This window comes from Ruminococcus sporogenes, assembly GCF_054655175.1.
Map to the genome: position 1 here is coordinate 1,040,549 of NZ_BAAHOA010000001.1, position 13,206 is coordinate 1,053,754.

General features: G+C 39.1%; 15 protein-coding genes. 2 read left to right on the forward strand and 13 right to left on the reverse strand.

The window, feature by feature from the left end:
- Positions 1–3 precede the first annotated feature (3 nt).
- The 12 genes from ACYQ0N_RS05690 to ACYQ0N_RS05745 form a co-directional block, all read right to left on the reverse strand.
- Complete coding sequence (locus tag ACYQ0N_RS05690; RefSeq protein WP_460162073.1) at positions 4–369, reverse strand: NusG domain II-containing protein; 366 nt, start codon at positions 367–369, stop codon at positions 4–6.
- Positions 366–1,388: an FAD:protein FMN transferase gene (locus ACYQ0N_RS05695; protein WP_460162074.1), complete on the reverse strand. Its 1,023-nt coding sequence runs from the start codon at positions 1,386–1,388 to the stop codon at positions 366–368. Before ACYQ0N_RS05695 ends, ACYQ0N_RS05690 begins: the two co-directional genes overlap by 4 nt.
- Before the next feature lie 18 nt (positions 1,389–1,406).
- Positions 1,407–2,759, reverse strand: a complete 1,353-nt coding sequence (locus ACYQ0N_RS05700; RefSeq protein ID WP_460162075.1) for a flavodoxin — start codon at positions 2,757–2,759, stop codon at positions 1,407–1,409.
- Between the two features lie 9 nt (positions 2,760–2,768).
- Positions 2,769–3,431 (reverse strand): flavodoxin, encoded by a 663-nt coding sequence (locus ACYQ0N_RS05705; protein ID WP_460162076.1) that lies wholly within the window; start codon positions 3,429–3,431, stop codon positions 2,769–2,771.
- Complete coding sequence (locus tag ACYQ0N_RS05710; RefSeq protein WP_460162184.1) at positions 3,432–4,115, reverse strand: DUF4405 domain-containing protein; 684 nt, start codon at positions 4,113–4,115, stop codon at positions 3,432–3,434.
- A 271-nt stretch (positions 4,116–4,386) separates the two neighbouring features.
- Positions 4,387–5,274, reverse strand: a complete 888-nt coding sequence (locus tag ACYQ0N_RS05715; protein ID WP_460162077.1) for an aldo/keto reductase — start codon at positions 5,272–5,274, stop codon at positions 4,387–4,389.
- A 216-nt stretch (positions 5,275–5,490) separates the two neighbouring features.
- Positions 5,491–6,480 carry an aldo/keto reductase gene (locus ACYQ0N_RS05720; protein WP_460162078.1) on the reverse strand — a complete coding sequence of 330 codons (990 nt, stop codon included), beginning with the start codon at positions 6,478–6,480 and terminating at the stop codon, positions 5,491–5,493.
- A 12-nt stretch (positions 6,481–6,492) separates the two neighbouring features.
- Positions 6,493–7,032, reverse strand: a complete 540-nt coding sequence (locus ACYQ0N_RS05725; protein ID WP_460162079.1) for a flavodoxin family protein — start codon at positions 7,030–7,032, stop codon at positions 6,493–6,495.
- Positions 7,033–7,120: 88 nt separating this feature from the next.
- The gene (locus ACYQ0N_RS05730; RefSeq protein ID WP_460162080.1) at positions 7,121–8,029 is read right to left on the reverse strand and encodes a LysR family transcriptional regulator; all 909 of its coding nucleotides are present in this window, start codon (positions 8,027–8,029) and stop codon (positions 7,121–7,123) included.
- The gene (locus ACYQ0N_RS05735; RefSeq protein ID WP_460162081.1) at positions 8,010–9,224 is read right to left on the reverse strand and encodes an alpha/beta hydrolase; all 1,215 of its coding nucleotides are present in this window, start codon (positions 9,222–9,224) and stop codon (positions 8,010–8,012) included. Before ACYQ0N_RS05735 ends, ACYQ0N_RS05730 begins: the two co-directional genes overlap by 20 nt.
- A gap of 79 nt (positions 9,225–9,303) precedes the next feature.
- The gene (locus ACYQ0N_RS05740; RefSeq protein ID WP_460162082.1) at positions 9,304–9,696 is read right to left on the reverse strand and encodes a flavodoxin; all 393 of its coding nucleotides are present in this window, start codon (positions 9,694–9,696) and stop codon (positions 9,304–9,306) included.
- A gap of 106 nt (positions 9,697–9,802) precedes the next feature.
- The gene (locus tag ACYQ0N_RS05745) at positions 9,803–10,696 is read right to left on the reverse strand and encodes a LysR family transcriptional regulator (protein ID WP_460162083.1); all 894 of its coding nucleotides are present in this window, start codon (positions 10,694–10,696) and stop codon (positions 9,803–9,805) included.
- Between the two features lie 345 nt (positions 10,697–11,041).
- Between ACYQ0N_RS05745 and ACYQ0N_RS05750 the strand changes: the two genes are divergently transcribed.
- Together ACYQ0N_RS05750 and ACYQ0N_RS05755 are read left to right on the forward strand one after the other, a co-directional pair.
- The gene (locus tag ACYQ0N_RS05750) at positions 11,042–11,404 is read left to right on the forward strand and encodes a MobC family plasmid mobilization relaxosome protein (RefSeq protein ID WP_460162084.1); all 363 of its coding nucleotides are present in this window, start codon (positions 11,042–11,044) and stop codon (positions 11,402–11,404) included.
- Complete coding sequence (locus ACYQ0N_RS05755; RefSeq protein ID WP_460162085.1) at positions 11,353–12,732, forward strand: relaxase/mobilization nuclease domain-containing protein; 1,380 nt, start codon at positions 11,353–11,355, stop codon at positions 12,730–12,732. Before ACYQ0N_RS05750 ends, ACYQ0N_RS05755 begins: the two co-directional genes overlap by 52 nt.
- Before the next feature lie 8 nt (positions 12,733–12,740).
- Here ACYQ0N_RS05755 and ACYQ0N_RS05760 read toward each other — a convergent pair whose 3' ends face one another.
- Positions 12,741–13,193, reverse strand: coding sequence for a GNAT family N-acetyltransferase (locus ACYQ0N_RS05760; RefSeq protein WP_460162086.1), 453 nt, complete (start codon positions 13,191–13,193; stop codon positions 12,741–12,743).
- Positions 13,194–13,206: the final 13 nt, after the last annotated feature.

Genomic DNA, 13,206 nt, shown 5'->3' on the forward strand with positions numbered 1-13,206 from the left:
GCCTTACACTACTGCATCAAGTCCGCTGTCATTATCCGCAAACTGAATGGTCAGTTTATTCGGCAGGCATACTATGGGCATCGCATTTGATTTCAGCCAGCCTGTGTTTACGCAAACATGGTCGGGGCAGTCTGCATCAAGCATTCTGATTTGATGTTCTGAGATTTCAATTGTATTTTCTTTGCCATCAAATTCAACGGTAAAAGTTTGATTTTCAGCGGAATCAAGATCAATTGTCCGAATAATTTTTCCGTCCTGAATAATATTGACAACCGTACCATGTGGCTTGTTCAGAATAAAAATACTGCCGATAATTCCGCTAACAAATATAATAATACATATTGCAATCCAAAGTTTTATATTTTTCATCTGTGAATCACGCTCACTTCCAGATTGCTGTACATCGTATTCAATGAAAAATTATCTTCAATACCCTCGGTAATGTAGATTTCACCGTTTTCGGTTACGAGAATCATATCAAAATCATTCTTTGATTTCCATAGATTTTCGGCTTTTTCAAGTCCCATAACAAAAAGCGAAGTGGAAAGTGCGTCACACAATCTGCCCTCACTGGCAATTACCGAAACGCTTATCAGACCGCTTTCGGCTGGTTTGCCCGTTTCGGGATTCAGAATATGATGATATTGTCTTCCGTCCTCGCCGATAAAATATCGTTCGTATCCACCAGATGTTACAATTGCTTTATCAGATATTTCAAGTACAGCAAAATTCCCCTCACCGTATGGACTGGTGATACCAACCTTCCAGTCAGAACCGTCCGGCTTTGTACCGATAGTCTGAACGTTTCCGCCTAAGTTGATTAGTGCCGATTTCACACTGTTTTCTTTAATTTTTTCAGCAAGCAAATCACCTGTAAAACCTTTGCCCACTGCGCCTAAATCAATTTGCATTTCATCTTCCAAATTAATGTAATTGCCGTCAAGCTTTACTTTTTCATATCCGGTTCGAATTAATAAATTCTGCAAAGTTTCTTCATCGGGAATTTTATACTCGCCTGTTGTAAATCCCCATTCCAAAAGTACAGGATACAGTGAAATATCCAATGCTCCGTCCGTTAAATCGCTGATTTCAAGCGCATATTCTATCAATTCAGCCGTTTCATCACTGATGAAAACAGGCTGCCCGCCGCTGTGATTGACTGCATAAATCTCACTGTTTTCATCTGTGACAGACCACAAGTTTTCAAGACGCTTTATTTCCTGTTCTGCGTCTGAAACAGCCTTTTCGGAGTTCTCACCGAAAGCCTCGATTGTCACATAAGTATCCATAGCAAAAATCTCTGTTTTGCTTTCTGATTCATCGGAATTGCAGGCGGTCATAGAAAAACTTATCACACATATTAGCATTCCATATAATAATTTTTTCATTGTAACCGCCCCTTTTCATTACTTTTCAAGATTGTTCAGCCATTCAATAACGCTGTTTTCTGCATTTCCCACTGTATTTCTTGAAACAGTAAAGCCGTTCGTTATCACGTTGGCGTCGGGCTGCATTTCAGCAATTTTATCAATTGTACCTGCAAATCCGCTTCCGCCATGTACTGAAAACGGAATAATTGTTTTATCGGAAAAATCATACTGTTCAAACAGAGAATACATCACCATCGGCAGATCGAACCACCATATCGGATATCCGACATAAATAGTATCATAATCTGAGAGATTTATTTCCGTTATGATTTTCGGACGTGCATTAGAATCCTGTTCGTCAGCGGCATAATTTACAAGTTCAGCATGTGTACCGGGATATTCCTGTGCTGTCTGAATCCGTACCATGTCCGTATTTGTATTTTCATGAATCACATTTGCAATGTACTCCACATTACCGTATAGTTTATCATTCACAACAACACGGCTTGCGCCTGCAACAGTATCTGTTCCGTCAGTTTCGGGATGTGTGAAATACAATATCAGCTCTTTTGACTCCTGCTTAGCCATTCCCAGCTTTTCAAGCCATTCTATAATCTGACTTTCAGATTGTGCAACAGAATTTCTGCTGACTGATAAGCCCTCTGTGCTGACATCGGCATTCGGTTCAAGTTCCGATATGGATTTTACTGTTTGTGAAAATCCGCTTCCGCCGTGCGAATTGAAAGGAATTATTGTTTTTCCCGATAAATCGTATTCATCAAAGAATGAGTAAAGTGCCATAGGCATATCGCCCCACCAGTTCGGGTAACCTACAAAAATCGTGTCATAATCATCAATGTTATCAATATGCGTTGCAAGTTCAGGACGGAATCCGCTTTCTTTTTCATTGGATGCCTGTTCAGTAACAGCTCTGTATTCGTCTGGATATTTCTGTACCGTTTCAATCTGGAACAAATCAGCACCTGTATTTTCCTGAATTACTCTTGCCATGTATTCCGTTGTTCCATAAGCTTCATTATCTACGATTACACGGCTTGCACTTGCAGATGCATCTGTACCGTCCGGCAGAACAAGTGAATAGTAGACAACGAGCGTTTTTCCGTTTGTGTCATTCATTGTATTCAGAATTTCACGCTTCATAAGGCACAAATCAAAAGCGTCCCATCTACCATCTTTGTATAAATCGTAATTTTTCCCCGATAAATCGGGAGTATCTTTGCCGAGCAAAAAATCCTGTAAATTCTTCACATCTTCTATGGTATATTGATATGTTTCCTTTTCACTGTTAGTATCAGCTTTTATCGTTCCTGCTCCTGTAAAAGTGAAACCCAATACAGCAGTGACTGCTAATGCAAGTATGTTTTTCATATTAAAAAATCATTCCTTTCCAATTTGATTTTCGGATAATTTATGTGGCAATTTCAATTCAGCAAACCAATCATCAAGCTCACTTGTACCACTTATTGTTTTACCGTTATACACTGCAAGACCGTCACAGGAATCAAGGAAAGTAGGCATTGTTTCTTCAATATCGCTTCCTCCGCTGGTACAAAACGGAATAATCAGCTTGCCATTCAAATCATAACTTTCAATAAATGTATTGACCGGAGCAGGAGTAGCGTGCCACCATACGGGATAGCCGATGAATATCACATCATATTGTTCCATATCGGAAACAACATTGCTCAGTTCAGGACGTTTATTGAATCTGATTTCGCTGTTGGCTTCCTTGTACACATCATTATAACTTTCTTTAGTTACGATTTCAAAAAGGTCAGCATCGGTTCTGTAGGCAATTTCTTCTGCGATTTCTTTTGTTGTTCCTGAATATGAAAAATATGCAACAAGTATTTTTAGCTCACTTTGGGCAAGAATATCCTCTTTGAGTTCTTCGGTTTCAGCTGCGCCAAGAGAATTATCCGAGAGAATACGGAATTTAGCAGGAAAACGATAAGTACTGTGATATAAAACGACTGCTGCCGCAGCAATAATAACGACAACGAGTACAATAATCAATATGATTTTACGTTTTTTACTCATTTAGTTCACTCCGTTTCCTTTATTCAGGATTTTCAGTATTTTAACAGTATAATGTCCAATCCACACAAAGAGTGCCATCACTGCAAGATAATCAGTTATAGATGCCGACAGGGATTCTTCCATATTGAAAAATACAAACTGTATTTTCAGCGACATATATGACCAGATTTCACGCTTTTGAAATGCATACAAACCATATCCTGCCATAGTTGCACCAATCGCTTTTGGAAGAATATTCGGTAACATTCTTTTCCTGCCCTTCAGAAGCTTTTGTCCCATAGAGATAAACATATTCCAGTGAAAACCAAGGTGCAGACTCATCAATATAAATCCCCAGTAGGAACAAATCATGTGCAGTTTACGTGCATTGGCATAACCACTGTCTATCGGTATGAATGTAAATACATAACGTGATAAAACGATTCCGCTGTACATAAGTCCTAACATAGCAAGTAAAACAGAAATATTTACTATAGTTCCTGCAAGACGTACCGCTGTATATTTTCCATGAAATATATTTTTCAGCCATTTATAATTCAGAACATGATGCAGAATAAACAGCAGAAACATGGCAGTTCCAAACCATTCATGTAATTTTACACCTGCAAGCATATAGGACATCAGAACTGGCAGAAGTGCAGCCATAAAGATATCGGCGGTAATTTTACATATTCTCTTTATCATATTCAATAACCTAATTCCTCAAGCCATGCTGCAATGTTTTCGGCTGAATCGGGTAGCTGATATGGAAGTAACAGCGAATACTGCTGCAAAAGGAATAAACTTAATCTTTTTCATGACATTCACGCTCCTTTTGGCATTATTGTCGTCCTGTATAGGCAACAGCAGATGATTTTTTGTGATATAGCCAAAGCGGAACACATTAGAAAAAGCATAAATTTCTTTTTCATATGCATACCTCCGATGCATACCTCTGATTTTAGGAAATCTGGCTTTACCAGCTTTTCTTCTCTTTTGAACTGTCATGCTTTGTTTTGCGCTCTTCCACCATTTGAGCAAACCATTCTACCATAGCAGGATCATAATGTGAGAAGAAGGAACTTGTCTGAGTGTCCAATTCGGCGATTTTCTGCATATCGCTTTCGGACAATATAAAGTCAAATACATCAAAATTCTGCTCTATACGTTCCTTATGAGTGGATTTTGGCAGAACGATTACTCCACGCTGAATATTCCAGCGAAGCATTACCTGTGCAGGTGTCTTATTATACTGTTTACCGATTTCAGCAAGAACAGGATTTTCAAACAGACCGCCTCTGCCCTCTCCGAATGGTGCCCATGCCTCAATCTGCACATCATATTTTTTCATCCACTTCATAGCTTCTGTCTGCTGATTGAGCGGGTGAGTTTCTACTTGATTGATCATTGGTACAATACGTGCAAAGTTTGCAATATCCACAAGACGGTCAGGATAGAAATTTGAAACGCCTATTGCACGAATTACTCCCTCTGTATACAAATCCTCCAATGCACGGTATGCACCATAGTAATCAGCAAAAGGCTGATGCAGCAGCATGAGGTCAAGATATTCCGTTTTCAGCTTTTTCAAAGAAGTATAAACGGATTTCTTTGTTTCCTCGTAACCGTAATGTTCAACCCAGACTTTTGTGGTAAGGAAGATGTCATTTCTCGCAACTCCAGATTCTGCGATTGCTTCGCCGACATCCTCCTCATTGAAATAGCTTTGAGCCGTATCGATAAGACGGTATCCCGTTTCAAGAGCATCCAGAACGCAGCGTTTACATTCATCTTTTGTTACCTGATACACGCCATATCCCAGTACCGGCATTTTAATGCCGTTGTTTAAAGTTACATATTCCATAAAATGTACCTCCTGTTTTCTTTGATGATTTTATTATACCCCATATTGCTTTTTTTGAGAAGTTCCAATTAGTTATCAGGCATTAACCTTTGGGTTTATACATAGAAACTAATTAAAACTTCTCAAATGAAATTAGAAAATCATTATTATATCATTTTTGACCAGGGATTTCTGATTACACTAGGATAAACTATTTTCACACTGCTGTTTCTGCATTTATTTTGTTCCGCCAAAGACATCAGACATCTTTACATTATCCAAAGCCTTATCAAGTCTGCTGACTTCCTGCTCTGTCAGCATTACATCCGCAGCTTTAGCATTTTCTTTGATTCGTTCAAGTTTTCTTGAACCGGGAATCGGGACGATATAAGGCTTTTTGCACATCATCCATGCCATTGAGATTTGTGCAGGAGTCGCATTCTTGCTTTCGGCTGTCGAAACCAGAAGTTCTAACAGTTCTCTGTTTTCGTCAACTGCCTCATCGGTAAACTGCGGCATACTGCTGCGATAGTCATACTTTTTATCAAAGTGCTGACCTTTACCATATTTTCCACTTAAAAATCCATTTGCAAGGGGAGAAAATGCAACAAATCCTATACCCAATTCCTCAAGAACAGGAAACAGTGTTTCATAATGTCTTGCCATCATAGAGTATCTGTTCTGGATTGCCGTTACGGGACATACGACGTGTGCTTTGCGGAGATAATCTTCTGTAACTTCCGAAATACCCCACGCTCTGATTTTGCCTTCTTTGATTAAATCCGACATTACTCCTGCAACTTCTTCAGGCGGAATGTTCGGGTCGATTCTGTGCTGATAGTAAAGGTCAATGTAGTCGGTCTGCAATCTTTTTAGCGAGCCCTCCACAGCCTTTCGGATTTGTTCAGGACGTGAATCCGGTACGATTAGATACGGAACTTTTCCGCTGTCCTTGTCAAATCGAATACCAAATTTTGTTGCGATTACAACCTCGTCACGGTATGGTTTCAGAGCCTCTCCCACAATAATTTCATTGTCGTTGGGATTGTCCTGCGTTCCGTATATTTCAGCGGTATCAAAAAATGTGTAACCGCTTTCCACAGACTGACGGATAATTTCAATTCCAGTTTTCTTGTCTGTTGGCTTTCCATAGGCGTGAGAAAGTCCCATACAGCCAAATCCGACAGCGGAAACCTCTAATGTATTGCCTAACATTCGCTTTTTCATAATGCTGCCTCCTTAAACGCTTTTGCCCATTTCGTAAGCGTCTGCAAAAGCTTTTGTTCCCTTGATTTTGCCCTTTTCATAAACGCCTGTGCCGTAAATCGCACCAATTTCCTTTGCTCCTTCAACGCAGTCCGCATACCCTCTGAAGCAAGCAAGAGTCGTTTCACATGATTCTGATTCGGTATCTGCACAAGTGGCTATGTAATAAAACTCCTTTTTCTTTACTTCCAGCCACCTTGCAACAGTACGGTCAATCAGCGCTTTGAGCTGTGCGTCAATAGAATAGAAGTACACAGGACTTGCAAGTACAATTACGTCTGCGTCTATCATCTTTTGCAGAACTTCCGCCATATCGTCTTTTATGGCACAGACACCGCCGGACTGTCTGCAATAGTAACAGGCTTTGCAGTAACCGATTTTCTTTTCGGCAACACGTATTTTTTCAACCTGATTGCCTGATTCCAATGCTCCACGCATAAACTCATCACATAGTAAGTCGGAATTGCCTCCATTTCTGGGACTTCCCGATAAAATTAAAACATTCTTGTTCATAGAAATGACCTCCTAAAAACTTCATTACTCATATTATAACAAAATCGAAACCGTTTGAGAAGTTTCGATTTGTTCATAGCTGTAAACCTTAGAGTTTATACTCTGGATTTTCAACAATCCGCTTTACTGTATTTAGAAATTTTCTGACGGACGATGACGGTTTCGGCGAATGCAGTATTCCGAATGGAATCGTATAATTCCAGTCAACAGGAATTACTTTCAGCATTGGATGTACATTCGTCCAGTTGTCAATGCACATCATTAAATCATTGCTGTTTTCACACTGGTTGAAAACATTCATACTGAAAAAATCAAAATCGATAATATGTATCTGCGGATAATTTTCATAAAGATCATCACGCATTCTATCAAGGCAGCTATTCCAGTTGCGCCGGATCAGCATAAAGTTTCTGTCATACAAGTCGCTGATATTCAGTACTGACTTATCTGCAAGTTCATTATAAACGGAAACTGCACATCGAATCGGCATATCTTTCAGGTGAAATGCACTGCATTTCCACTTTTTCAAAGAATCCGAATCATACATTCCGGCTACAATGTCGATATTCTGTCCGAGATTGCACAGAATTTCACGGGCATTTTGCGGTGTGTTCTCAAATGGAATCAACTGAAATTTCATATCAGGACAAATCTTTCGCACTTCATACCACATATCCATAATCATGTTTTCCGGAGTCATGGGAGATGTGCCGATACGGATAATGATTTTTTCATTCTGCATTGCATTTTTCGCACGTCTGACGGAATCCTGACAATACTGAATAATGTATTTAGCATCTTGATATAACGATTTTCCTGCGTCTGTCAAAGCTATCCCACGATGTGTCCGGGAAAAAAGCTGCACATCAAGCGATGATTCAAGCAGATTTATCTGTTTTACTACAGCAGGCGGCGATATATACAGCTGTTCCGCCGCTTTATTGAAGCTTCCGCAGTCAGCAACTTTGATAAACGTTTCAAGTTGTGGATTGTACATTTTCCATATCTCCTGATTTTTCTGAATTTTGATATTTATTTACATAATTTCTTTTCATAATGCAAAGGTCAAATACATCCCAAACTCCGTCTTTGCAGACATCGTAATCCGCACCGTGGGTGGAAACATCCCTGCCGAGAAGATAATCCTGCAAGTTGCGAATCTGTCTTAACTCCGGGAGTTCAATGTTTCCCATCTGATTTTCCCAGAACGTTACGGCATCATTTATCCAGCCTTCCGCAATCGTTCCCGTACCAATTCCAAAACCATGAGGCAGATTTTCATATTTGTGAAACTCTGTGGGAATACCATAATCTGAAATTTGATTCAAACGGTTTTCCATCGTCTGCCAGCTTGCAATACCGTCGGAAGTTCCAACACAAGAATATGTGGGTGCATCGCTTGCCGAAGCAGAAGTATACCCTGTATACTGCATAATAACAGCCGATGCCTGTGGTATATCCGTTCTGCCTGTAAACTGTGCAAGATTATCAGAATTTCCGAGAGTTGCAGCCATTCTTGCACCTGCCGATCCGCCCCAGAGAGAATATTCATTTGAATTTATCTGTAATTCGTCCGCATTGTCATAAATAAATTCAATCGCTTTAGCTAAATCTGCATAAGGATCATCGGGACGATAAATCAAGGCAAAAGCATTGTAACCCATTTTGCTTGCTTCCAACGCATGAGGAAAACTGTCATGCATAGCACCAACATACATAAATCCGCCGCCTGCATTCATAATCGCAAATGGTGCATTTTCTTCGCCTTTGAAAAAGAACAGTCCTGTATCACGTTTAGAAGAATCTGTCTGCATTTCTTCTTCACTGTAAATGTTGTAAAAAATCTGATTTCCGCTGTTTGCATCATCAATAAGAGAGTTTATAATCTCAACAGTCTTGTCAACCTGAATATAGTTATACCAAACGTATACGCTGCTTGTGCTGACTTCGGAGAGAGTCATATCTTCGCTGACAGTTCTGTCGACGGGAAAAAGTAGTCTGCCAAAATCGCCGAATGCAGGATTAGTTATCACCTCTTCAACTGTTGTATTTTCGCCCACATACTGATTTGGTGTGGCTTTATATTTTGTTTCATCCATATTTGCAGACACATCGCTTTTATCTATACTTCCGCAGGAACAGGAAAGAATGATAAGAAAAAACGAAAGCAAAAATGATAATATTTTTCTCATAATTACTCACACACCTCGTTGTCAGAAAGCCATTTTTTAATATCACTCTCAATAGTATGATTTGCATCAATACATGGTCTTACATCAGCACCGTTAGTTGCCTTTGCAATATCTTCATTGGATCTGCCGATACCGCCGCCGCCATGAGTGATGAACGGCAAATTTTTTTGTCTTTCAGCGGATAACTTTTAAGAAAAGATAAAACCGCCATTGGACAAGTATTCCACCAGTTCGGAAAGCCGATTATCAGAGTGTCAAAACAACACATCTCAGTAAGTGTTCCAATAAGTTTCGGTCTAAAATTGCCGTTCAGTTCCTCTTTTGCCGTCTGCACTACTGTATTGTAATCGACAGGATACGGTTTTACGGTTTTGATTTCATATAGTATTCCGCCGCTTACATCAGCAATTTTCTCAGCAATATTTTTGGTTTTTCCGGAATGCGAAAAATAGGCAATCAGAATTTTTGCCATAAAAAACACCGACCTTTCTCTGAATTCATTATATCAGAAAAAAGTCGGCTTGAGAAGAATAAATAAGTTTGAACGTTCAAACCTTTAGGTTGGAACTAAATTAAGTTTAAGTATTATATACCTGCTGTACTGCATTGATAAATTTTTGTACCTGCGGTGATGGTTGAGGAGAATATAGAATGCCATATGGAGCAGTAAATTCCCAATTGACCGGAATGATTTTCATAAGAGGATGTACGCTGTCCCATGCTTTTATTACGGTAATAATATGATCGGAACGTTCGCATTTATTGAATGCCTCCGTATCATAGAAATTAAAGTCGTTTATCATTATATTCGGATGATTTTGTTCCAAATGATTTCTTAAATTATCCATTGTATAAAAGTACTCACGTTTTATAAGCATGAGAGTTTGACTATATAGGTCATCTACTTCAAGGAACTCTTTGTCAGCAAGAGTGTGATTCAGGGACATTCCGTAGCAGACAGGTTCATCAGAAACTTTAATTCCCGCACATCCTCTGCTTTTCAGAAATTCATCGTCAAAGATACCAAATACGGCATCAATATTTTCCCCTAAATTTGAAAGAATTTCTCTTGCATTCTGAGGGTTATTTTCAAAAGGTACAAGACGAAATTTTAAGTCAGGACATATGTGTTTTATTTTCTTTTGAATCTCTACAAGCATTGTGCTTGGAGTCATAGGAGATGTACCGATTCTAATGATATTCGCTTCTTTCCTTTGAGCATCTTCTGCTCTTTTTAGAGAATCCTTTGCATATTGAATCATATATTTTGCATCTGAATAGAGTGATTTTCCTGCATCTGTCAAAGTAAGTCCTCTGTGTGTACGATTGAAAAGTTTTATTCCGAGATTATCCTCTAAAAGATTGATTTGCTTTGTAACAGCGGTCTGAGAAATAAACAGCTTTTCTGCTGCCTTTGAGAAACTTCCGCTGTCTGCTGCCTGAATAAATGTTTCAAGCTGTGGATTATACATGGTATCACCACCTTTCTTATATTATAACACATATGCTAATCTTTTTCAATATTTCAGACAATAATCAGAAAGCATTCTTACTTTATTTTTTCAATTTGAGGTTGACTTTTCTCGAAAATTACGGGTGTATTATAGAGGGATATTTCAGAGAGTAAAAATAGCATTTTGCATAGCTCACAATTTCCGCCTAATCGGCAGAAAAACACGAGCCGACAGACTCAAATGAAACCACGTCCGTAAGGACGTGATTCAATCTTAGCAAGCAAGGTATTACCGCATTACAATTCTCCGAATGTAATCCGATAATACAACGCTTGTTAGGGACACCCTAAGACCCGAATTTTTTTGATACACGGAGGTGTAAAAATGGACAGAGATAAGCGTAAACACTATGTTCAGATACGCTTAAATGATGAAGAAAAGAAGATACTTGAAAACAAGTTCAAGTCAAGCGAGTTTTCCTCTAAGAGCCAGTTCATCAGAACAATGGTTTTAGAGGGTGCGGTAGTCAAGTTTGACAGTAAGAAAATGCAGAGCATAACAAGGAACATTTCGGGCATTGCAGCAAACATCAATCAGATAGCCGTGAGGATAAATTCTACGGGAAGTATCTATGCCGATGATGTGTCTGAAATTCAGAGAGATGTGAGTGAACTTTGGCAACAACTAAGATTATTTCAATCCGAAGTACAGAAGCTAATGCAATAGCCTATATCGCCAACCCTGATAAGACCGGCAACGGACGGCTGATTCACACGTTTGGCTGCCGAAAGAATCCCTATGAAGCAAGCAAAGATTTTGAACAGGTTCGAGCAATGGGAACGGGAAGGAATCAGATACTTTCGCACCACTTTATTCAGAGTTTTGCTCACGGGGAAATTACTCCCGAAAGTGCTCTGCAAGTCGGTATCGAGTTATGCCGAAAATTTTTAGGTGATGAGTATCAATATTACCTTGCCGTTCATAACGACAAAGACCATATTCATCTGCATTGTATCTTTAATAATGTGAATATGGTTGACGGACGGACTTTTGAAACTCACGCAGACCAAGGAGACAAACGGCATCGCAAGTGGGTAAACCTCAGAAATATGTCCGATGAAATTTGCAGAAAACATTGTCTTTCGGTCATAGAAAATCCCGAAAATAATAAGGGCAAGACCTATTATGAATGGGATATGAGCAGGCAGGGACTTTCGTGGAAAGCGAAGCTGAAATTTGCCATAGACCAAGTGGTGAAAGAGAGCGAGGATTTTGAAGATTTTTTGCGTAAATGCAAGGATCATAATATCGAAGCAGTCTATAATCCCGAACACGTTATTGACCTCAAATTCAGACTTGCAGGACAGCAGAAATTTACACGTTCCCGAACGCTCGGTTGGTACTATGAAACAAAGCAAATCATAAAGCGGATAGAACTATATAAGGGAATTATTCGCACTCCTGAAAAGTCGAATTATATTGATACGCTCACGCAGAAAATGGAGGAATCTCCTGCTTTACAGCATTGGGCAGAAATCGAGAATATGAAGCGTACCGCAAAGGCTCTGAATCAGCTTACGGAATACACTGAAAAAGACCGTGAGAGCATTGAAAAAAAGCTGTTTGCAGCTCACACGCAAATTGGCTTTTGGGTAGACAAGCTGAACAGCCTGAAAACGCAGATTGATGACCTTAATGTGAAGATTAAAATTGCTCGAAAAGTACAGAAGTACAAGCCTGTTATGGACAAACTTAAAACGCTGTCGGGACGTGAGAAAAAGCGTTTTGAAACCGAACATCAGGCGGAAATTTCTGATTATCATAAATCGGCAAAACAGCTTTTGGAACTGTTCCCGAACGGTAATGTTCCTACTCCCGAAAGTATGGAGAAAAAAAGGAACGCTCTTGCCGATGAGCGTTCCGTGAAGCACGAAGAATATTTGTCGCTGAAAGCTAAAGTTTCCGAACTTGAAAAGTCCCGAAAAACCGTTGAAGACTACCTCAGAAGTCAAAGAAATATGCAGAAAAAACGTAAGAAAAATGATTTGGAGTAGCAAAAAGTCTATAAATTATAATACATGAAGTTTTCATTTTTTACAAATCCAAAATCAGTATATAACAATACACCCATATCGGAAGCAGTGATCTGAATAACACTGCACCCATAATTTCTCGCTTCATTCACAACTTTACCTAATAATATTTTGGCTATCCCTTTACGCCGATAATCAGGGTGAGTAAACATACTTGATAACAAGCCGATTTTTCCTGATGGACAACTGAAATATGGCGGTTTTTCTACAAATGATATGCCACTCGTTCCTATTATTTTTTCATCATCAATAGCAATCCACGAAATGAATGTCCCATCAGACAAATGGCGATGATAATAATCCAATAGATTTGGTTTTATGTTTATTTCCTCTTTAGCTCCTTCCTCTTTTAGTTGAGAAATACGCATATCAACAAAAGTATTTAAATCCTGTTTAGTTAATTGTCTGTACTGTATATTCATAATATTCTCCTAT

Excerpts from the sequence above, each read along its gene's own strand:
- ACYQ0N_RS05710 (WP_460162184.1), bottom strand. The coding sequence starts at position 4,115 with ATGATAAAGAGAATATGTAAAATTACCGCCGATATCTTTATGGCTGCA.
- ACYQ0N_RS05745 (WP_460162083.1), bottom strand. The coding sequence starts at position 10,696 with ATGTATAATCCACAGCTTGAAACATTTATTCAGGCAGCAGACAGCGGA.
- ACYQ0N_RS05725 (WP_460162079.1), bottom strand. The coding sequence starts at position 7,032 with ATGAACAAGAATGTTTTAATTTTATCGGGAAGTCCCAGAAATGGAGGC.
- ACYQ0N_RS05760 (WP_460162086.1), bottom strand. The coding sequence starts at position 13,193 with ATGAATATACAGTACAGACAATTAACTAAACAGGATTTAAATACTTTT.
- ACYQ0N_RS05735 (WP_460162081.1), bottom strand. The coding sequence starts at position 9,224 with ATGAGAAAAATATTATCATTTTTGCTTTCGTTTTTTCTTATCATTCTT.
- ACYQ0N_RS05720 (WP_460162078.1), bottom strand. The coding sequence starts at position 6,480 with ATGAAAAAGCGAATGTTAGGCAATACATTAGAGGTTTCCGCTGTCGGA.
- ACYQ0N_RS05690 (WP_460162073.1), bottom strand. The coding sequence starts at position 369 with ATGAAAAATATAAAACTTTGGATTGCAATATGTATTATTATATTTGTT.
- ACYQ0N_RS05730 (WP_460162080.1), bottom strand. The coding sequence starts at position 8,029 with ATGTACAATCCACAACTTGAAACGTTTATCAAAGTTGCTGACTGCGGA.
- ACYQ0N_RS05695 (WP_460162074.1), bottom strand. The coding sequence starts at position 1,388 with ATGAAAAAATTATTATATGGAATGCTAATATGTGTGATAAGTTTTTCT.
- ACYQ0N_RS05700 (WP_460162075.1), bottom strand. The coding sequence starts at position 2,759 with ATGAAAAACATACTTGCATTAGCAGTCACTGCTGTATTGGGTTTCACT.
- ACYQ0N_RS05740 (WP_460162082.1), bottom strand. The coding sequence starts at position 9,696 with ATGGCAAAAATTCTGATTGCCTATTTTTCGCATTCCGGAAAAACCAAA.
- ACYQ0N_RS05705 (WP_460162076.1), bottom strand. The coding sequence starts at position 3,431 with ATGAGTAAAAAACGTAAAATCATATTGATTATTGTACTCGTTGTCGTT.
- ACYQ0N_RS05715 (WP_460162077.1), bottom strand. The coding sequence starts at position 5,274 with ATGGAATATGTAACTTTAAACAACGGCATTAAAATGCCGGTACTGGGA.